This is a genomic window from Ruegeria sp. D4, assembly GCF_056534475.1.
This window is the reverse complement of record NZ_JBQFPJ010000006.1, coordinates 208181-225450: the sequence shown is the minus strand read 5'-3', so window position 1 is coordinate 225450 and position 17270 is coordinate 208181. Positions and strand designations below refer to the sequence as shown.

The following is a 17270-nucleotide window of genomic DNA, read 5'->3' as shown; positions in this document are numbered from 1 at the left end:
CGGGCCCATGTTCGACAAGATCCTGATTGCCAACCGAGGCGAGATCGCCCTACGCGTGATCCGTGCCGCGCGCGAGATGGGGATTAAGACGGTCGCCGTGCATTCTACCGCTGACAGCGACGCCATGCATGTGCGTATGGCGGACGAATCGGTGTGTATCGGCCCTCCGCCCAGCCCGCAAAGCTACCTGTCGATGCCTGCGATCATATCGGCCTGTGAAATCACCGGCGCGCAGGCCATTCACCCCGGCTATGGCTTCCTGTCCGAGAATGCCGAGTTCGTGCAGATCGTCGAGGACCACGGCATTACCTTCATCGGCCCCACTGCGGAACATATCCGCATCATGGGCGACAAGATCACCGCCAAGGATACGATGAAAGCCCTGGGCGTGCCCTGCGTTCCGGGATCGGATGGCGGAGTGCCTGATCTGGCCACAGCCAAGCAGATCGGCGAGGAATTCGGCTATCCCGTCATCATCAAGGCCACCGCCGGTGGCGGCGGGCGCGGCATGAAAGTCGCGATGAATGCCGACGAGATGGAAAGCGCATTCATGACCGCGCGCGCCGAGGGCAAGGCCGCCTTTGGCAACGACGAGGTCTATATCGAGAAATACCTGACCACGCCGCGCCACATCGAGATTCAGGTGTTCGGCGATGGCAAAGGCAAGGCCGTACATCTGGGCGAGCGCGATTGTTCGCTGCAGCGTCGCCACCAGAAGGTGTTTGAAGAGGCCCCCGGCCCCTGCATCACCCCGGAAGAACGCGCCAAGATCGGCAAGGTCTGCGCAGATGCGGTGGCCAAGATTAACTACATCGGCGCCGGGACCATCGAGTTTCTCTATGAGAAAGGCGAGTTCTATTTCATCGAGATGAACACCCGCCTGCAGGTAGAACATCCCGTCACCGAAGGTATCTTTGGCGTCGATCTGGTGCGCGAGCAAATCCGCGTCGCCGCAGGTGAGCCGATGTCCTTCGGCCAGGACGATCTGGAGATCAACGGTCACGCCATCGAAGTTCGGATCAACGCTGAAAAACTGCCCAACTTCTCGCCCTGCCCGGGCAAGATCACAGCGTACCACGCGCCGGGCGGACTGGGCGTCCGGATGGATTCGGCGCTTTACGACGGGTATTCGATCCCGCCCTATTACGACTCTCTGATTGCCAAGCTGATCGTGCAAGGCCGTGACCGGGCCGAAGCGCTGGCGCGGCTGGAACGAGCGCTGGGTGAATTGATCGTCGACGGTATCGACACCACGGTTCCCCTGTTCCACGCGCTTTTGCAGGAATCCGACATTCACAGCGGTGACTACAACATTCACTGGCTGGAGCGTTGGCTTGCGCAAAACATGGCCCAGTAAGACAGCGGCATTGGGTGGTCACACCCACCCAATGCCCGGCCAAAAATCATGAGCCTGTCTCCTGAACTTCTGCTGCACGGGTATTCCATCGGTATCTTTCCGATGGCCGAGCACCGGGACGCGGCTGAACTGTTCTGGGTTGATCCCAAACTGCGCGGAGTGTTTCCGCTGGATGGGTTTCACATTTCCCGAAGCCTGGCCCGTCGCATACGAAACGCGGACTATTCTGTTTCAATCGATCGTGATTTCGCCGGGGTTGTCGATGGATGCGCAGACCGCGCGGACACCTGGATAAACGCCGAACTGCGCGATCTATATCTGCAGCTTCATCGCTCGGGCCATGCCCATTCGCTGGAAGTATACGCCCAAGACAGATTGGTCGGAGGCGTCTATGGCGTGGCCCTCGGTGCCGCGTTTTTTGGCGAAAGCATGTTTTCGTACCATACCGATGCGTCGAAGATCGCCCTGGCCTATTTGGTGGACCGATTAAGTCAGACCGGATTTCAATTGTTCGATACGCAGTTTCTGACAGCGCACCTAGCCTCGCTTGGCGCAATTGAAATCCCGCGCGCGCGCTACCAGCAGGCTCTGGAAAGGGCGGTCAATGCCAGCGCTCATTTTTCCGCCGAAATCTCTCAAACCCCTCAGGGGGTCATACAGCGGATTACCCAAACGTCATAACGGGAATGGTCCAGCGCGTTCAGCGCGGGCGAGGTTGCAATCATCCAGCCGTCAAACAATTGCTCGGTCTTGCCCTGTTCCCAGATTGTCAGGAAGGCAAACGCATCGCCGGTGGGGTTTTCAATCGGATACCTACAATCGCCCAAAGCGACATCCAGCCCAAAGATGGTCTGCGTCTCGCCGCTTTGCAACTCGACATCAACGGTCTGGCCACTGACCTTGTCCAGACCACGCAGCATGGCACCCGGCCCCGACGCCACTTTTTGCTGGGCCATTGCGCCGGTTGCGGACAGGACAAGCGCCAAAAGCGCGGCGCGCATCATTCGCTGCCGTCTCCGGCCACAAACTTGACCAGCAGTGAGATCAGGCTGACGGCACCCTGCGTATCCTCGACCACGTCTCCCGGTTCAAAAAAGAAAGGCGAACCGCCGGGCATGACTTCAACAAAGTTCCCGCCGAGCAACCCCTCGGAAGAGATCACGATGGCACTGTCATCCGGCACCAGGACACCATCCGCAATCGTGAACGTTGTATCGGCACGGTATGTATCGGCGTTCAGTTCAACACCCGTTACAGTCCCGATCTTCACCCCCGCCAAGCGCACGTCTGTTCCGACCCCCACACCTTCCAGGGATCGGAAGGATGCGCCCAGTTCATAGCCTGTGCGGTTTTGCGACAGGCCGGTGGATTGGCTGGCATAAACGCCAAATGCGACGGCGCATGCCAGTACAACACCGCCGACCAAGACTTCGGTCATGTTATGGGTAGACATCGCTCGCCTCGCCTATTCCGGGCTCCAGGCCTCATAGTCGGATCGCTCGACCGGTACGGCCCGGCGCAACGATCCAGCAGGCATGTATGCCAAAGCTGTTCCCGTCAGGTTTTCCTGATGCGGTTTTTCCCAGGACTTGTGCGCAAGCGGTTTGTCGGTGGGCGGCTCATCCCAGGTACGGTGCAGCCAACCATGCCAATCCGGATCGATCCGGCTGGCCTCGACCTCGCCATTGAAGATGACCCAGCGCTTGCTGTCATCGGCATTGCGGTAAAAAACATTGCCTTCGTTGTCTTCGCCAACCTTGATGCCATTGCGCGAGGTGAAAATCCGTGTGTTCAGGGTCGCCCCATTCCACCAGGTCACCGCCCGCAATAGAGTGTTCAGGATTCCCATCGGTTGCCTCCGGCATTTAAGTCAAGGAAGGTATGGACCAAAGGCCGGGCAAGGTCCAGTACCACGCAACGCATCTGCGTCATTCCGGCAAAACCGCGGTTACTTCTATTTCGATCCTGTATTTTGGGTCGATCAGGCCACACTCGATCATCGTCGCTGCCGGAGGGTGCTTTCCGAAAACTTCGGCCAGGATCGGCCAGCACGGCGCAAATTCCATACGGTCCGGCAGCATATAGGTGACCCGAACCACGTCGGCGAAACCCGCTCCGGCCTCGGCCAGTGCCTTTTCGATGATACCCAACGCGGACCGGCATTGTTCGGCCACCGTATCGCCCTGCCCGACCGTGCCCGCGACATGAACAAACCCACCGGCCACAACCGCGCGGCAATACCCGACCTTGGCCTCAAACTCGCCGCCCGAGGAAATACGCTTGATCACACTGCTCTCCTTAAGAAGGTTCATCCGGGGGTGATTTTGCGAGGCTCCGCCTCGCGCTCCGGGATATTTGCGGCCAGGTGAACACGGGATCCTTTATTCATCTGGCTAAAAATATCCCGGGGGAATCGCGGCCCGCCGCGATGGGGGCAGCGCCCCCCTCGAAAGGCCGAACCAACCGATTTTTTGAAACCGCGTCCGATCAACCCGCAGAGGCGGATTCCTGTCCGGCATCGGCATAGATGAACAGAGGCTGAGCGTCTGACATCACGGCCTCTTCGTTGACCACCACTTCGGTCACGTTTTTCATCCCCGGCAGGTCGAACATGGTATCCAGCAGGATGTCTTCGAGGATCGAGCGCAAACCACGCGCGCCGGTCTTGCGTTCGATGGCCTTCTTGGCGATTGCCTGCAATGCGTCATCGGTAAAGGCCAGTTCGGCATCTTCCAGCTCGAACAGACGCTGATATTGCTTGACCAAGGCGTTCTTGGGCTTGGTTAGGATGGTAACCAACGCGTCCTCATCCAGATCTTCCAGCGTGGCCAGAACCGGCAGACGGCCGACAAATTCCGGGATCAGGCCGAATTTCAGCAGGTCTTCCGGCTCAAGATCCTTGAAAATCTCGCCGACACCACGCTCGTCATTCTCGCGGACGTCTGCGCCGAAACCCATGGCCGAACCCTTGCCGCGCTGCGCGATGATCTTGTCGAGCCCGGCAAACGCACCACCGCAGATGAACAGGATATTCGTGGTATCCACCTGCAGGAACTCCTGCTGCGGATGCTTGCGACCACCTTGCGGCGGAACACTGGCCACGGTGCCTTCCATCAGTTTCAGCAGCGCTTGCTGGACGCCCTCGCCCGAGACATCGCGGGTGATCGATGGGTTTTCAGACTTGCGCGTGATCTTGTCGACTTCGTCGATATAGACAATGCCGCGCTGCGCACGCTCGACGTTGTATTCGCTGGCCTGAAGCAGCTTGAGGATGATGTTTTCGACATCCTCACCCACATATCCGGCCTCGGTCAGCGTCGTCGCATCCGCCATGGTAAATGGCACATCCAGAATCCGTGCCAGCGTTTGCGCCAGCAGGGTCTTGCCGCAACCGGTGGGGCCGATAAGCAGGATGTTCGATTTCGCCAGTTCGATATCATTGCCCGCCTTCTGGGCATGGTTCAGCCGTTTGTAGTGGTTGTGCACGGCAACCGACAGAACCCGTTTGGCAGTGGCCTGACCGATGACATAATCGTCCAGCACCTCACAGATATCCTTGGGCGTTGGCACGCCATCCGAAGACTTCAGGCCACTGGCCTTGGTTTCCTCGCGAATAATATCCATGCACAGCTCGACGCATTCGTCGCAAATGAACACGGTCGGGCCGGCAATCAGTTTGCGCACCTCATGCTGGCTCTTGCCGCAGAAACTGCAGTAGAGCGTGTTCTTGCCGTCACCGCCTGAATTCGTCGCCATGTTCTACCTTTCGGGCTCCATCCCAGCGACCCCCTCGAGCCGCGCTTGCCGCCTTTTGACGCAGCTTAGGCCAGCGCCGGGGCCGCTACAATCTCAAAATCGCACCTCGCGCAGTGCGCGCGAGGTTTTGAACTCAGGCCTCTTCTCCGCCCATCTTGGCGCGGTTTTCGACGATCTCGTCGATATGGCCCCAGTCCTTGGCTTCTTCCGGGCTCATGAAATTGTCACGATCCAGCGCTTTTTCAACCGCCTTTTTGGTCTGTCCGGTATGACGCACGTAGATATCATACAGGCGATCCTTGAGCTTTTGCGTCTCGGCCGCATGGATCATGATATCGCTGGCCTGACCCTGATAGCCGCCGCTGGGCTGGTGCACCATGATCCGGCTGTTGGGCAGCGAAAAGCGCATGCCTTTCTCGCCCCCAGCCAGCAGAACCGAACCCATCGAGGCCGCCTGACCGATCACCAATGTCGAACATTTCGGCTTGATGTACTGCATTGTGTCGTAAATCGACAAACCGCTGGTGACGACGCCGCCGGGCGAGTTGATGTAGATCGAGATTTCCTTGTTCGGGTTTTCCGCCTCAAGGTGCAGCAGCTGCGCCACGATCAGGTGGCTCATACCATCGTGTATCGGACCGTTGATGAAAATGATCCGCTCTTTCAGGAGGCGCGAGAAGATGTCGTATGCGCGCTCGCCCCGGCTGGTCTGTTCGACGACCATCGGGACAAGAGTGTTCATATATGTGTCTACGGGATCGAACATTCGGAACCTGCCTGCTTTGCTATGGATCGGGACACTACCCGAAGAAAAGTTACACGAGTCTTAGTATCGGCACAGAGGGGCCGCAAGGGGTCGGCTGACATCGGTCAGGTATTCTTGCTTTTGGAATTGTCGAGTGGCATTTGAGGGCGCTCGTGGTTCGGATCGGTGTCCGGAAAATCATCGAAATGCGGTTTGGCTTCGGTGGCCTGTGTCTTCCATCACGGTATTTTGATGCGTGCATATTGTGATGCATGATCAATAACTGTATCTACACAGCCCATATTGAGCGTCTGTAATTGGTTAACACCTGCCCCTTTATCGGGCCAAGAAGGATCGGAAAAATGGCACTGCCTCAGCTCGCACAGGACATGAACCCTGAAGACCTAGACCGTATGGTGACCAGCGCCACAGAAGCGTCCAACTTTCTAAAAGCTATCAGTCACGAGGGTCGCCTCATGATCCTGTGCCATCTGGTGTCCGGAGAGAAATCTGTGACCGAGCTGGAGACGTTGCTGTCTGCCCGTCAGGCCGCTGTATCGCAACAACTTTCCCGTTTGCGGTTGGAAGGCCTTGTGACGCCCCGCCGGGAAGGCAAAGCCATTTATTACCGCCTGGCAGATGATCGCCCGCGCCGGATACTGGAAGTGGTTTACGAGCTGTTCTGCGCTGGGAAACACGCCTGACAACTGTTCCACTACGGACAACGGGCAGACCGAATAACTCAATGGTCACATACTGAACAACCGCCGAAGGTCCTCCGCATATTGCGTCGGCGGCAGCAGTGCACCCTATATATAGTTGCGCACCTCAAAAAGGTCATGTAGGATGTTACCCACAGGTGCATAGACGCGGCATTGCTTATCCTGACACAAATGCGGGGTTCTTTTGCTCAAGCAAAAGAACCCCGCTCTCGTTGGCAGGTGAGTAGTGGCAGCCTGTATGAACCCGGGGTTCGAAAAAGGAAAAGGCGTCAGGTGCGCAGACGCGGTCTTTGCATGTATCCTTGCGGACACCCCTGACGCCTTGCCGGTCCGATCTGTCCAGAAAGACATCACGATCCGGTTGCCCGGCCCCCGAAAGGACCAAAGCCGCTACGTCACGCTCAATGTCGCGGCGCAGCACGCACGAACCGTCTGAGAGGCTGACCATCTGATCCGGACATAAAGCCCAACTCAACCGATCCTCCACCGGTAAGCCATTGTGATCAAAACCAAATCCTAAGATCCGCCTTCATCACCGCGGCCCCCTTGGCCCTTGCGCCCCGCTTGGGTTCCTAAGAACCGCTGCGGTGATCAGACTGTTACATTCACACCCTCAACCGACAAGAAAATAGCACTGCAGCATGAAAATTAGACGGGGATAACCTGTTGGTATCCGCCGGGAAAGAGTTGTGGACAACTCTGAAATCCGCGATGCCGCGTGGGGTTGAGGGTGGATAAGTCCGGACATGAAACAGCGGCCCAATTTTGGGCGATTTCTGCAGGTGCGAAGGCCCCGCGCAGTGCCCTAGGCCGAAATTGCAGGGTTTGTACATTCATCGAACCCGCGATCTTTCGAATCGTACATACGGAGATTCGCCGATGCGCTGCACAATTTCCCACGCCCGCGCCCATCTGTGTGATCTGGTCACCCGCGCCCAGGATCCCCGCGAGGTGATCATCCGGACCCGCCACGGCAAACCGCTGGCTGCGTTGATCTCGATCACCGAGGCCAGCCGGATCTGGCACCTGCAGGAAGATGACGAAATCGGGTGGAAACACCTTCTGAGCGGCATCCGCGGAATGTGGTCCGGGGGCGGAACATTCCGGGGATGGAACCGGGGCCGGACGGCACCTATGTCACCGCGCGCGGGGCCGCGCTGAAGGTTCGCGAAATCCAGATGACCCGCGCCGAGGAACGCCGCATTCTTGCGCGGGGCGGTCTGGACCCTGTCGCGGGCGGCGAGCTTGCCGCCCGGCCTGTCCCCTCCTGGCGGAGACGCTGGTTCCGTTTTTGAGAAGCGTTCCGGCCCGGGCGGGATTACCTATTACGCGCTACCAACGACAGCCAGTACCCCCTACAGCCCGACCGGGCCGGAAACACTTCAGTTCACCTGACGTTCCAGAACAGTGCTGTAGGTCGTTCCGTTCCGCAGGCTACGGAAATCCGCATAGATCTTGCCATCCTCATAGCGGGCATCGATCAGGGCATTCACGCCAATCGTCGGATCGGCCGAGCTTTCAACGATGCCGATCTTGCCCGACCCGTCCAGACTGACCGAGCCGGTGGCGTCATAGAAAGTCCAGTCCTCGCTGGCCGCACGCCGCCATTTGCTGGGTCCCCAGAACACGTTGTCCTGCTGCTTTTCGATATGCAGCACCCATTCGGCATTGTTAAAGCGCGGCACGTCACCGGTGGCGGTGCGCGAGGGTGAAACCGTGGTGTAGCTGCCGGCCCAGGTGCCGCGCAGATCCGGTGTGGCATCTGCCAGCGCGGCGGTTCCAAGGGCGAGGGTGGTGGCCAGAGCGGCGGCTCCGGCGGTCATGTATCTGGTCATGGGCTCTCTCCTTCTCTCTGCAAAACAGATTGGGAGGGCGAAAGCGGGTTACAACTTACCTAAGGGAAACTTCATGATCGGTTCATCTAACGCTCAGGCGATGCCCACGCGGATCGGGCGCGCGAACCCCTGCCCGCGCGCCAGATACCATTGCTTTAAACTGTTAAATCAGTTCATCGTGATACTGCCGGTTATCGTGTTCACGAACGTCTTGGTTTCCGGATCGGTCAGCGACGAAAACGTGCCGCTCCCCGAAGCGGTGCCCCATCCGCCAGTGCCACCCGACACGGTCCAGTCCCCCGTCAGCGCGCCATCCGCGCCGAGGCCCTTGGCGACCCAGCTCAGCACCGCCTTGTCCCCTGACGCGGTGTCGAACACGCAGTTGCCGGTGCCCGAGGCCGCGCCCGCATTGATCAGCAAAGCGCCAAAGCAGGCCCCTGTCGCCCCTTCCAGCGGATGGCCGGACGGGACCTCGAAACTGTCGTAATTGGTCTGCGTCTTCACCACCGCGTGGCCGTCAGAAATGCCGTAGACTTCGTTGGTATTCATACCCATCCCCTTGCCCTCGGAATCATAGGTTTCCCCGGATGCCGAGGCGGCGAACAGTCCGATGGCAAGGACAGATATTGCGGTCGTCTGAAAGAACTTTTGCATTATACCCTCTCGTTTCTGAGGCCTGGGCGTTGCAAGTTTCTGGACAAGAAATGCGTCCACCTGAACGCGGTCCCCCGGGATAGACAATACCACATTCTGATCAGATGGTTGGGTATTAATCGCGCGTATGGCGCAGCGGGTGGTCGGTGGAATTGAGAGCAGCGGTTGGCCCGAGAGGGTGAGCGGCGTCCCGGAATTCGTCCAGTGGACGAATTCAGCCGCGAACGGGCGGAGCCACGGGGCGCGAACGCGCCGCCCCATGGGGGCGGGTCGGCGCGGCCCGGCGGTGCTGTCGGATGGGCCACTTGACAGGATGTTCGACGATTGAGAAGTCTAGGTTAAGATCACCAATTCTTGTATTTTTATGTCAATTCAGTTAGATTAACTTTTGATTAGTATGAAATCCGTATGAGCAACACGATGAGAATTTGCTAATGATTCGAGCAATGCGCATATCTTCTATCAGTGCTGTTTTTTGTATTGTAGGAGTTAGCATCGTAGCTGCGCAGGAAGGAGACGTATTTGGCTCAGGAGTGGTGATTGGCACCGGGGCAAATGTCAACATGACTGACCAGTCTGGACCGCAATACGACTCAAATGCCTTGGTTGAAGGTAACAAAGCACTGGGAAACCTGATGGAAGCTTCGCCCAACCGACATAACTATGTTAGCGGCCTCAGTGCTCAGTATGACACGTTCTCAAAAAGCAGTTTTGGTTCCGAGCATCTTTTCGGTGCGGTAAATGGGCAGCCCATTAATCCGTATGGCTCGAACCAAGTATATAATCCAAAGGGTATTTTCAAAGTAGATTAATTGGAGAATTGATTTTGAATGGACTACGTAGAATGGATTAAAAGCCATTCGGTGGCAATACTATCGGTAGCAATTGCTGTGCTCATTACCATTATTGTTTTTTTGACAGTTTTTGTGACAGCTTCACCTTATGTTGCTATTAAACACTCAGTTGGACCTGCGAGCACTCTCACTCTCGACGCGTCTAAAAGATCCATCATTTCAATTGGTGATTTTGCGTGTGCAGAACCTTCACCCGATGCAATGGCAACAATAGCTACCGAGTTGGCGGCTTCAGTTTCAGGGTACTCAGAAACGGCCTCAGACCCAAATGATCAGAATTCCGGTGCAGATGCCGCGCTTGATCTGTTAACCAACAGCACCATTCAAGACTTATTCAGTCGCACGCAGGGCATCCAAGCAATTCGCGATGGCATGTATAGGCTTTGCGAAGCGCGCATGAATGACGGGATAACAAAGGATTTTTACGAAGAGCAAATGATTGATTTGCTCGTGACACTAAACTTCATTGTTCCATTGGAGTTGTGCATCAAGGGAAGCTTGGAATTGCACCCAATGACTGACATCTCCTCAAAACAACTAACCCCGCTCGAAAAAGTAGAACTGAAAACTCGCTTCATGAAAGAATGTACGGCATTTGCTTCAGAGTTCGGTCGTATGATAGCTGCCAATGCATCCGAAAGGATAAACGCAAGACGCAGCGCAAACTTCCAATACAGCATAGAACAACTTCGGCTACGATCGTTCCTTGAACAAGCACAGCAGCAAGAGGCAACAGGTGCAGCCGCGCAAGGCAATCAAGTCTCGAACCCGAGTTCAAACTAGGAATCCATCTTCAACGCAGAAATAAACGCCTCCTGCGGGATATCGACCTTCCCGAACTGGCGCATCTTCTTCTTACCCGCCTTCTGCTTATCCAGCAGCTTGCGTTTCCGCGTGGCGTCGCCGCCATAGCACTTCGCGGTCACGTCCTTGCGCAGCGCTGAGAGGGTCTCGCGGGCGATGACCTTGCCTCCGATGGCGGCCTGGATCGGGATTTTGAACATGTGGCGCGGGATCAGATCTTTCAGCTTTTCGCACATCGCCCGGCCCCGCATCTCGGCCCGGTCGCGGTGAACCATGGTTGACAGCGCGTCGACCGGCTCGTCATTCACGAGGATCGACATCTTGACCAGCGCGTCCTCACGGTAGCCGGTCATCTGGTAGTCGAACGATGCATAGCCTTTGGTCACCGATTTCAGGCGGTCGTAGAAGTCAAAGACGACCTCGTTCAGCGGCAGGTCATAGACGACCATGGCGCGGCTGCCCGCGTAAGTCAGATCCATCTGGATGCCACGGCGGTCCTGGCAGAGTTTCAGCACGTCGCCGAGGTATTCATCCGGAACAAGAATGGTCGCCTTGATGCGCGGTTCTTCCAGGTGGTCGACCTTGGACAGGTCCGGCATGTCGGCGGGGTTGTGCAGCTCGATCATCTCACCGTCTTTCATGAAGACGTGGTAGATCACCGACGGCGCGGTGGTGATGAGGTCGATATCATATTCGCGTTCGATGCGATCGCGGATGACCTCGAGGTGCAAGAGGCCCAGGAAACCGCAGCGGAAGCCAAAGCCCAGCGCGGCCGAGGTTTCCATTTCAAAGCTGAAACTGGCATCGTTCAGGGCCAGTTTGTCGATCGCGTCGCGCAGGTCCTCGAATTCGGCCGAGTCCACGGGAAAGAGGCCGCAGAAGACCACCGGCTGCGCGGGTTTGAAGCCCGGCAGGGCAACCTCGGTGCCATTGCGGTCATTGGTGATGGTGTCACCGACGCGGGTGTCGCGGACCTGCTTGATGGAGGCGGTGAGAAAGCCGATCTCGCCGGGGCCAAGGCTGTCGATCATCTGCATTTCGGGCCTGAACACGCCGACGCGGTCGACATGGTGCAGGGTGCCGTTCGACATGAACTTGACCCGCATACCCTTTTTCAACGTGCCGTCCATGATGCGGACCAGAACGATCACACCCAGATAGGCGTCGTACCACGAGTCGACCAGCATCGCCTTGAGCGGCGCGTCCAGAGTGCCCTTCGGCGCGGGCAACTGACGCACGATGGCTTCCAGCGTCTCGTGGATGCCCTGCCCGGTCTTGGCGCTGACCTGAATGGCGTCGGTCGCGTCGATGCCGATCACGTCCTCGATCTGTTCGGCCACGCGGTCACAGTCGGACGCGGGCAGGTCGATCTTGTTCAGCACCGGCACGATCTCATGATCGGCGTCGATGGCCTGATAGACGTTGGCCAGCGTCTGCGCCTCGACCCCCTGGGTCGAGTCCACGACCAGCAGCGACCCCTCGACCGCACGCATGGACCGCGAGACCTCATAGGCGAAGTCGACGTGGCCGGGGGTGTCGATCAGGTTCAACACGTATTGCTCGCCGTTGTCGGCGGTATAGTCGATGCGGACCGTGTTGGCCTTGATGGTGATGCCCCGCTCGCGCTCGATATCCATGCTGTCGAGCAACTGTTCCTTCATGTCGCGATCCTGCACCGTTCCGGTCTCCTGGATGAGCCGGTCGGCAAGGGTGGATTTGCCATGGTCGATATGCGCGACGATGGAGAAATTGCGGATATGAGCGAGGTCTGTCATGTTCCGCGTATTAGCGGGTTTTTTAAGGCGGTCAAGGTGGAGAACGACTGCAATCGGAACCTGAGCCAAGAAAGAATTGGAGCTTGGCAAACGAATGCCGACAATACTGTGCTCTGCGGTGGGTTGCAGTGAAACTGCCGTCACCTGCGTCGGCAATCGTGTCTTGCCTGAGGGACGATGCTGAAGGTTGGATTGGAAGACCTGCAGGTCTGGTGCGCGCAGAACTGATCCTGCCGAAGAAGGGGTTATCCGATGGAACATTCCGGTCGCCGGGGCCAGTGCATACTGCCGAGTATTCCAGACAATCGAAGGGTCAATTGAAGCTGTTCAAGAGTGGTTGGCGTTCCTGCCTTGACCGGTGCCGGGCTGAAGCCCGGCCTACGGGTGTGGCGGGGTTGACCCCAGTAATCACTTTTTCGCAACGCATGATTGATCCGAACCCCCGATTAATTCATACTCCGCCGCAGACCGAGAGGGGCGTCAGATCTCTCCGGGCAGGCAATAAAAACGAGGCTCGAGTATGAAACAGTTCCTCTTAATCGCATTCTGTGCGGCGTCGCTGACGGCGGTGGCTCCGGCCCCTTCGTATGCGGCCAAGATCAAACAGGCATGTCTGGCGTCCGACCGGGCGGCGGCGACGCGGGATCGGTGCAGCTGCATTCAGCATGTGGCCAATCAGGCATTGACGCGCAGCGACCAGAAGACCGTCGCCAAGTGGTTTACCGACCCACACAAGGCGCAGGAGTTGAAGATGTCGAAAACTGCGCGCGATGACGCGCTGTGGGATCGGTATCAGAACTTCGGCCAGATGGCGCAGGCGATCTGCAGCTAAGCCGGACGCAATCCTTGACCTGACGCCCGCTGCCCCTCAGAAAAGGCGCAGCGAGAGGATTTTGCATGGTTATGAAAGGGCTGAGCTTGCGCGGCCTCGAAGTGTTCGAGGCGCTGGCGCGGACGGGATCGGTGGCGCAGGCGGCCGAGATCACCGGGCTAAGCCAGCCGTCGGTCAGCCAGCAGTTGCGCAATCTGGAAAACGCGCTGGGGGCCGAGCTTGTGGATCATGGGCGGCGACCGATGCGGCTGACGCAGGCCGGGCGCAGCTTTCTGGCCCGGACCAGAGCCGTGCTGGCCGAATTGCAGATGGCGCAGAGCGAGCTTTCCGTAATGGACCTGGGGCATCTGGCCACGCTGTCCATCGGTCTGATCGACGATTTCGACAACGAACTGACCCCACGGCTGGCAACGTTGCTGGCCGACAGCCTGACCCGGTCGAAATTCAAGCTGATCACGCTGTCCAGCCTTGACCTGTTTCAGGCGCTTGAGGACCAGCGGCTGCATCTGGCGGTCTCGGCCCATAGCGGCGAGGTGCTGGAGGGCGTGGTCGAGTACCCTCTGGTCCGCGATCCGTTCATACTGGTGGCCCCAAAAGGCGCCGGAGGTGTGGAGGCCGCGCTGCGGGACTTGCCGTTCCTGCGGTATGCCCGCGAACAGTTGATCAGCCGCCAGATCGAGAGCCAGTTGGCGCGGCAGCAGGTCGAGTTCGAGGAACGGTTCGAGATCGGCTCGCATCTGGCGCTGATGGCGATGGTGGCGCGGGGCTTGGGCTGGGCGATCACCACACCGCTGGGCTATATGCGGGCGGCGCGGTTTCATGACGGGCTTGAAGTCTATCCGGCCCCGTTCGGAGAGTTTTCGCGCACCATCTCACTGTTCACCCGCACGGACTGGCCCGACGAGGTTCCGCGCGAGATTGCGGGCATGATTCAAAGGCTGATGCGGAGCCATATCCTTGACCCCGCGATCGAGCAGGTGCCGTGGCTCAGCGACCGGCTGAAGGTGATCGGCTAAGCCCTCAGATGGGCGTCCAGCCCTTCGACCGCCGCTTCAATCAGGTCAAGCGCACCGTCAAAATCACGGGTATAGTACGGATCGGGCACATGGTCGGCCCCGGTCTGGGGCGCGAAGTCTGTCAGCAGGCGGACAGGGGTTTGGTTGCCCGGTGGGCGCAAGGCCTCGATGTCTGCCAAGTTGCTGGCGTCCATCCCGATGATCAGGTCGAACCGGTTGAAATCGGCCGCCAGGAACTGCCGCGCGCGCAGGTCGCTCAGGTCGATGCCCCGGGTGTTGGCGGCGGTCTGCATCGGGCCATAGGGCGGATTGCCGGTGTGCCAGCCCATGGTGCCGGCGCTGTCGGTTTCGTGCTGCGGGGCACGGGCGCGGAACACGCCCTCGGCCGCGGGTGAGCGGCAGGTATTGCCGAGACAGACAAACAGGATACGGTGGGTCATAAGCCAAGGTTTAGCGCGCGGAGGAGACATGGGAAAGATCGTCATTCTGACCGGAGCCGGAATTTCAGCCGAAAGCGGGTTGAGCACGTTTCGCGATGAAGGCGGATTATGGGCGCAGCACCGCATCGAAGATGTGGCCACGCCCGAAGGTTTTGCCCGCGATCCCGCGCTGGTCCACGGGTTCTACAATGCCCGCAGAAAACAGGCCGCGCAGGTGCAGCCAAACGCGGCGCATGAAGCCTTGGCACGGCTGCAGCGGGATTGGCGCGGAGACGTGGTCATCGTGACCCAGAATGTTGACGGCTTGCATGAGGCGGGCGGGGCCAAAGGGGTCATCCATATGCATGGCACTCTGGCCGGCGCATTGTGCTCGGCCTGCAACCATCGCTGGCAGGCCCCGACGGAAATGGTAGTGGGCGAACGTTGTCCCGCCTGTGACCATCCAACCGCCCGCCCCGACGTCGTCTGGTTTGGCGAGATGCCCTATTTCATGGACGACATCTATGATCATCTGGCCGACGCCGCGATCTTTGCCGCCATCGGCACATCGGGTCAGGTTTATCCTGCGGCGGCTTTTGTGCACGAGGCGCAGGCCGCAGGGGCGCAGACGATCGAGCTGAACCTTGAACCGTCCTCCGGAGCGTCCCATTTTGATGAGACGGTATTTGGCCCGGCCACACAGATCGTGCCCGGGTGGGTGGATCGGCTGCTGGATCGGACCTGATGACATCCGTTACAATCGGGTTCACGCGTATTGGAATAAGACCCGAAAACAGGAGACCCCGATGGAGGAAAATCAGACCCGGAGCGGTGAAGTTCTGGAAGACGGCACATTTGCAGGTCGGGACGCGCTTGGTGACAAGCTCGCCAATCTTTGGTGGACATTCCTGCTGCGTGGGCTGATGGCCGCCGCACTTGGGCTTGCAGCCCTGTTCTGGCCGACCGGCAGCATCACGGTTCTGTTGCAACTGGTCGGTCTGTTGCTGATTCTCGATGGCGGGCTGACGTTGCTGGGGTTCGGGCGGCGCGGGCTGATTGGCGGGTTTGGCATCGGCGCCGTACTGATTGGTCTTATACTGCTGATCTGGCCCGAAGGAACCGCCCGGCTTGCCTTCTTCCTGCTTGGGGCCTGGGCGCTGATTGTCGGGATCGGATCCGTCATGACGTGGCGGCAGATGCACGAGATGGACCCGGCAGGGCCGACCCTGCGCAATTCCGGAATCATCGCCATTCTGATCGGTTTGTTTCTGATGTTCTGGCCCGGCAGCGGGTTGGTGGCGCTGGGATGGGCAATCGCGTTTTCCGCGCTGGCATTTGCCGCCGTAATGTTCTGGCTGACGGCCCGGTTCAAACGGACCCATGACCGGATCGCCATGCGAGTCGTCAACAGATAGCAAACATACCCGGACCGCCAAAGGGCAACAGGCCGGGCTAAAGCCCCGGCCTGACGCATGGATGACGGCCGCAGAGCGGCCTGAAGACGGGCGTTGGTTCAGTTGGAATGCGAGCCGTGGCCGCCCTGATCCTGACGCTCGAGATCGACCGGGACCTCGACCGTGACTTCACCGGCCTGTTCGAAAATCAGGGTGACAGGAACGGTTGCACCCTGTTCGAACGGCTGCTTCAGGCCCATGAACATCACGTGATCGCCGCCGCGTTTCAGCATGTGGACCTCGCCCGCGGGGATGGCAAAGCCTTCCTCGACATGCATCATCTTGGCGACGCCGTTTTCGTCTACCTCGTGGGTATGAAGCTCGACCCGTGCCGCCACATCCGACGTCACACCGATCAGACGGTCATCCTGACCGCTGTCATTCCGGATCATCATGAAAGCTGCGCCCGCCTTGGCCGATTTGCCCGAAGATCTGGCATAGGCGCCTTCGACCAGGATCAGGTCCTGGGCAAATGCGGTAGTGGCCATGGCTACGGTGGCGATGGTGGCGAACAGGGTGGATTTGAAGGACATTGTGCCTCTCCTTTGATTTGATCTGAAAACTGGTTTGGAATCAGATCAGAAAAGGAGGCGCGCGGGCCGGTTTGCGCGGCAGCGTCCGGGCGACGAGGTTTTCGGCCAACGGCAATGGGGCCGGTTGCGAAAGGCGCGGAGCAGCAGGCAACTCGGGTTGCGCCGCCGCCAACGCCCCCAGAAGGCTCAGGGCGTAGTCAGGGCAGTAATGCGGGGCTTTGGTGGGCTGGCCGTCTTCGTCCATGTAGACGACAACCGGGCCGGTTCCGGTGCACAGCACCATCTGACCAACGGCGCGGTCCATCCCCCGCGACACAGCCACCCCCTGCCCGGTCAGAATGACGAGCAGGGAAATGGCCAGAGCCAGATTTTGCTTGAATACGGATCTCATCTTATCCGCGATATACGCCCGCTTTCGCGCGCGTCACAAGGGCATTCGCCTGCGTCCTTTTCTTCGCGTCAGGTATCCACGCCGTTACGACGGACTTGGCTTTTGGTCAGGCTGGTGTGAAGA

At 58.8% G+C, this 17270-nt stretch carries 23 protein-coding genes; 10 read left to right on the top strand and 13 right to left on the bottom strand.

Going from position 1 to position 17270, the window contains the following annotated elements:
* The first annotated feature begins 7 nt into the window (after positions 1-7).
* A complete protein-coding gene (gene accC, locus ACR0MI_RS11500; protein ID WP_170614694.1) occupies positions 8-1357 on the top strand; it encodes an acetyl-CoA carboxylase biotin carboxylase subunit in 1350 nt (449 codons plus the stop codon).
* Between the two features lie 48 nt (positions 1358-1405).
* Positions 1406-2038: a leucyl/phenylalanyl-tRNA--protein transferase gene (gene aat / locus ACR0MI_RS11495; protein WP_170614695.1), complete on the top strand. Its 633-nt coding sequence runs from the start codon at positions 1406-1408 to the stop codon at positions 2036-2038.
* Here aat and ACR0MI_RS11490 read toward each other — a convergent pair.
* From ACR0MI_RS11490 to ACR0MI_RS11465, 6 genes are all read right to left on the bottom strand, one after another.
* Positions 2002-2361 carry a DUF2155 domain-containing protein gene (locus tag ACR0MI_RS11490; protein ID WP_170614696.1) on the bottom strand — a complete coding sequence of 120 codons (360 nt, stop codon included), beginning with the start codon at positions 2359-2361 and terminating at the stop codon, positions 2002-2004. The two genes, aat and ACR0MI_RS11490, sit on opposite strands and share 37 nt — an antisense overlap.
* Positions 2358-2810 (bottom strand): outer membrane lipid asymmetry maintenance protein MlaD, encoded by a 453-nt coding sequence (mlaD, locus tag ACR0MI_RS11485; protein WP_170614697.1) that lies wholly within the window; start codon positions 2808-2810, stop codon positions 2358-2360. The genes ACR0MI_RS11490 and mlaD overlap by 4 nt, the downstream gene beginning before the upstream one ends.
* 12 nt (positions 2811-2822) lie before the next feature.
* On the bottom strand, positions 2823-3206 hold the full coding sequence (locus ACR0MI_RS11480; protein WP_170614698.1) for an NADH:ubiquinone oxidoreductase subunit NDUFA12: 384 nt from the start codon (positions 3204-3206) through the stop codon (positions 2823-2825).
* Between the two features lie 79 nt (positions 3207-3285).
* A complete protein-coding gene (locus ACR0MI_RS11475; RefSeq protein ID WP_480441905.1) occupies positions 3286-3645 on the bottom strand; it encodes a RidA family protein in 360 nt (119 codons plus the stop codon).
* A gap of 199 nt (positions 3646-3844) precedes the next feature.
* Entirely contained in the window at positions 3845-5113 is a 1269-nt protein-coding gene (gene clpX, locus ACR0MI_RS11470) for an ATP-dependent Clp protease ATP-binding subunit ClpX (RefSeq protein WP_170614700.1), read from the bottom strand.
* A gap of 133 nt (positions 5114-5246) precedes the next feature.
* Positions 5247-5879 carry an ATP-dependent Clp protease proteolytic subunit gene (locus tag ACR0MI_RS11465; RefSeq protein ID WP_170614701.1) on the bottom strand — a complete coding sequence of 211 codons (633 nt, stop codon included), beginning with the start codon at positions 5877-5879 and terminating at the stop codon, positions 5247-5249.
* A 341-nt stretch (positions 5880-6220) separates the two neighbouring features.
* Here ACR0MI_RS11465 and ACR0MI_RS11460 point away from each other — a divergent pair, with 341 nt between their 5' ends.
* On the top strand, positions 6221-6562 hold the full coding sequence (locus ACR0MI_RS11460; RefSeq protein ID WP_170614702.1) for a metalloregulator ArsR/SmtB family transcription factor: 342 nt from the start codon (positions 6221-6223) through the stop codon (positions 6560-6562).
* Positions 6563-6737: 175 nt separating this feature from the next.
* Here ACR0MI_RS11460 and ACR0MI_RS11455 read toward each other — a convergent pair whose 3' ends face one another.
* Positions 6738-7055, bottom strand: coding sequence for a hypothetical protein (locus ACR0MI_RS11455; protein ID WP_170619547.1), 318 nt, complete (start codon positions 7053-7055; stop codon positions 6738-6740).
* 404 nt (positions 7056-7459) lie between these two features.
* On the opposite strand from ACR0MI_RS11455, the gene ACR0MI_RS11450 reads away from it, so the two are divergent.
* Complete coding sequence (locus ACR0MI_RS11450) at positions 7460-7741, top strand: type II toxin-antitoxin system Phd/YefM family antitoxin (RefSeq protein WP_170614704.1); 282 nt, start codon at positions 7460-7462, stop codon at positions 7739-7741.
* Positions 7742-7962: 221 nt separating this feature from the next.
* Here the strand turns inward: ACR0MI_RS11450 and ACR0MI_RS11445 are convergent, their stop codons facing one another.
* Positions 7963-8415 carry a hypothetical protein gene (locus tag ACR0MI_RS11445; RefSeq protein ID WP_170614705.1) on the bottom strand — a complete coding sequence of 151 codons (453 nt, stop codon included), beginning with the start codon at positions 8413-8415 and terminating at the stop codon, positions 7963-7965.
* Positions 8416-8583: 168 nt separating this feature from the next.
* Positions 8584-9069 carry a hypothetical protein gene (locus ACR0MI_RS11440; RefSeq protein WP_170614706.1) on the bottom strand — a complete coding sequence of 162 codons (486 nt, stop codon included), beginning with the start codon at positions 9067-9069 and terminating at the stop codon, positions 8584-8586.
* A 434-nt stretch (positions 9070-9503) separates the two neighbouring features.
* Here ACR0MI_RS11440 and ACR0MI_RS11435 point away from each other — a divergent pair, with 434 nt between their 5' ends.
* Together ACR0MI_RS11435 and ACR0MI_RS11430 are read left to right on the top strand one after the other, a co-directional pair.
* Positions 9504-9881, top strand: coding sequence for a hypothetical protein (locus tag ACR0MI_RS11435; RefSeq protein ID WP_170619548.1), 378 nt, complete (start codon positions 9504-9506; stop codon positions 9879-9881).
* An 18-nt stretch (positions 9882-9899) separates the two neighbouring features.
* Positions 9900-10706 carry a hypothetical protein gene (locus tag ACR0MI_RS11430; RefSeq protein ID WP_170614708.1) on the top strand — a complete coding sequence of 269 codons (807 nt, stop codon included), beginning with the start codon at positions 9900-9902 and terminating at the stop codon, positions 10704-10706.
* Here the strand turns inward: ACR0MI_RS11430 and lepA are convergent.
* Positions 10703-12502, bottom strand: coding sequence for a translation elongation factor 4 (gene lepA, locus ACR0MI_RS11425; protein ID WP_170614709.1), 1800 nt, complete (start codon positions 12500-12502; stop codon positions 10703-10705). The genes ACR0MI_RS11430 and lepA overlap by 4 nt on opposite strands.
* Before the next feature lie 520 nt (positions 12503-13022).
* Here lepA and ACR0MI_RS11420 point away from each other — a divergent pair.
* Both ACR0MI_RS11420 and ACR0MI_RS11415 read left to right on the top strand, forming a co-directional pair.
* Positions 13023-13334, top strand: coding sequence for a hypothetical protein (locus ACR0MI_RS11420; RefSeq protein WP_170614710.1), 312 nt, complete (start codon positions 13023-13025; stop codon positions 13332-13334).
* 65 nt (positions 13335-13399) lie between these two features.
* Positions 13400-14350, top strand: a complete 951-nt coding sequence (locus ACR0MI_RS11415; RefSeq protein WP_170614711.1) for a LysR family transcriptional regulator — start codon at positions 13400-13402, stop codon at positions 14348-14350.
* Here ACR0MI_RS11415 and ACR0MI_RS11410 read toward each other — a convergent pair.
* Positions 14347-14790 carry a low molecular weight protein-tyrosine-phosphatase gene (locus ACR0MI_RS11410; RefSeq protein WP_170614905.1) on the bottom strand — a complete coding sequence of 148 codons (444 nt, stop codon included), beginning with the start codon at positions 14788-14790 and terminating at the stop codon, positions 14347-14349. The genes ACR0MI_RS11415 and ACR0MI_RS11410 overlap by 4 nt on opposite strands.
* Before the next feature lie 28 nt (positions 14791-14818).
* On the opposite strand from ACR0MI_RS11410, the gene ACR0MI_RS11405 reads away from it, so the two are divergent.
* Positions 14819-15514, top strand: coding sequence for an NAD-dependent deacylase (locus tag ACR0MI_RS11405; RefSeq protein WP_170614712.1), 696 nt, complete (start codon positions 14819-14821; stop codon positions 15512-15514).
* Between the two features lie 61 nt (positions 15515-15575).
* Positions 15576-16184, top strand: a complete 609-nt coding sequence (locus ACR0MI_RS11400; RefSeq protein WP_170817187.1) for a DUF308 domain-containing protein — start codon at positions 15576-15578, stop codon at positions 16182-16184.
* A 98-nt stretch (positions 16185-16282) separates the two neighbouring features.
* On the opposite strand, the gene ACR0MI_RS11395 is transcribed toward ACR0MI_RS11400, so the two are convergent.
* Both ACR0MI_RS11395 and ACR0MI_RS11390 read right to left on the bottom strand, forming a co-directional pair.
* A complete protein-coding gene (locus tag ACR0MI_RS11395) occupies positions 16283-16756 on the bottom strand; it encodes a copper chaperone PCu(A)C (RefSeq protein WP_170614714.1) in 474 nt (157 codons plus the stop codon).
* A gap of 40 nt (positions 16757-16796) precedes the next feature.
* Positions 16797-17147, bottom strand: coding sequence for a hypothetical protein (locus ACR0MI_RS11390; RefSeq protein WP_170614715.1), 351 nt, complete (start codon positions 17145-17147; stop codon positions 16797-16799).
* Positions 17148-17270: the final 123 nt, after the last annotated feature.

Coding starts and splice junctions, on each gene's coding strand:
- ACR0MI_RS11430 (WP_170614708.1), top strand. CDS start 9,900: ATGGACTACGTAGAATGGATTAAAAGCCATTCGGTGGCAATACTATCG.
- accC (WP_170614694.1), top strand. CDS start 8: ATGTTCGACAAGATCCTGATTGCCAACCGAGGCGAGATCGCCCTACGC.
- ACR0MI_RS11405 (WP_170614712.1), top strand. CDS start 14,819: ATGGGAAAGATCGTCATTCTGACCGGAGCCGGAATTTCAGCCGAAAGC.
- clpX (WP_170614700.1), bottom strand. CDS start 5,113: ATGGCGACGAATTCAGGCGGTGACGGCAAGAACACGCTCTACTGCAGT.
- aat (WP_170614695.1), top strand. CDS start 1,406: ATGAGCCTGTCTCCTGAACTTCTGCTGCACGGGTATTCCATCGGTATC.
- ACR0MI_RS11440 (WP_170614706.1), bottom strand. CDS start 9,069: ATGCAAAAGTTCTTTCAGACGACCGCAATATCTGTCCTTGCCATCGGA.
- ACR0MI_RS11410 (WP_170614905.1), bottom strand. CDS start 14,790: ATGACCCACCGTATCCTGTTTGTCTGTCTCGGCAATACCTGCCGCTCA.
- ACR0MI_RS11390 (WP_170614715.1), bottom strand. CDS start 17,147: ATGAGATCCGTATTCAAGCAAAATCTGGCTCTGGCCATTTCCCTGCTC.
- ACR0MI_RS11460 (WP_170614702.1), top strand. CDS start 6,221: ATGGCACTGCCTCAGCTCGCACAGGACATGAACCCTGAAGACCTAGAC.
- mlaD (WP_170614697.1), bottom strand. CDS start 2,810: ATGTCTACCCATAACATGACCGAAGTCTTGGTCGGCGGTGTTGTACTG.
- lepA (WP_170614709.1), bottom strand. CDS start 12,502: ATGACAGACCTCGCTCATATCCGCAATTTCTCCATCGTCGCGCATATC.
- ACR0MI_RS11420 (WP_170614710.1), top strand. CDS start 13,023: ATGAAACAGTTCCTCTTAATCGCATTCTGTGCGGCGTCGCTGACGGCG.
- ACR0MI_RS11395 (WP_170614714.1), bottom strand. CDS start 16,756: ATGTCCTTCAAATCCACCCTGTTCGCCACCATCGCCACCGTAGCCATG.
- ACR0MI_RS11415 (WP_170614711.1), top strand. CDS start 13,400: ATGGTTATGAAAGGGCTGAGCTTGCGCGGCCTCGAAGTGTTCGAGGCG.
- ACR0MI_RS11465 (WP_170614701.1), bottom strand. CDS start 5,879: ATGTTCGATCCCGTAGACACATATATGAACACTCTTGTCCCGATGGTC.
- ACR0MI_RS11480 (WP_170614698.1), bottom strand. CDS start 3,206: ATGGGAATCCTGAACACTCTATTGCGGGCGGTGACCTGGTGGAATGGG.
- ACR0MI_RS11450 (WP_170614704.1), top strand. CDS start 7,460: ATGCGCTGCACAATTTCCCACGCCCGCGCCCATCTGTGTGATCTGGTC.
- ACR0MI_RS11490 (WP_170614696.1), bottom strand. CDS start 2,361: ATGATGCGCGCCGCGCTTTTGGCGCTTGTCCTGTCCGCAACCGGCGCA.
- ACR0MI_RS11445 (WP_170614705.1), bottom strand. CDS start 8,415: ATGACCAGATACATGACCGCCGGAGCCGCCGCTCTGGCCACCACCCTC.
- ACR0MI_RS11435 (WP_170619548.1), top strand. CDS start 9,504: ATGATTCGAGCAATGCGCATATCTTCTATCAGTGCTGTTTTTTGTATT.
- ACR0MI_RS11400 (WP_170817187.1), top strand. CDS start 15,576: ATGGAGGAAAATCAGACCCGGAGCGGTGAAGTTCTGGAAGACGGCACA.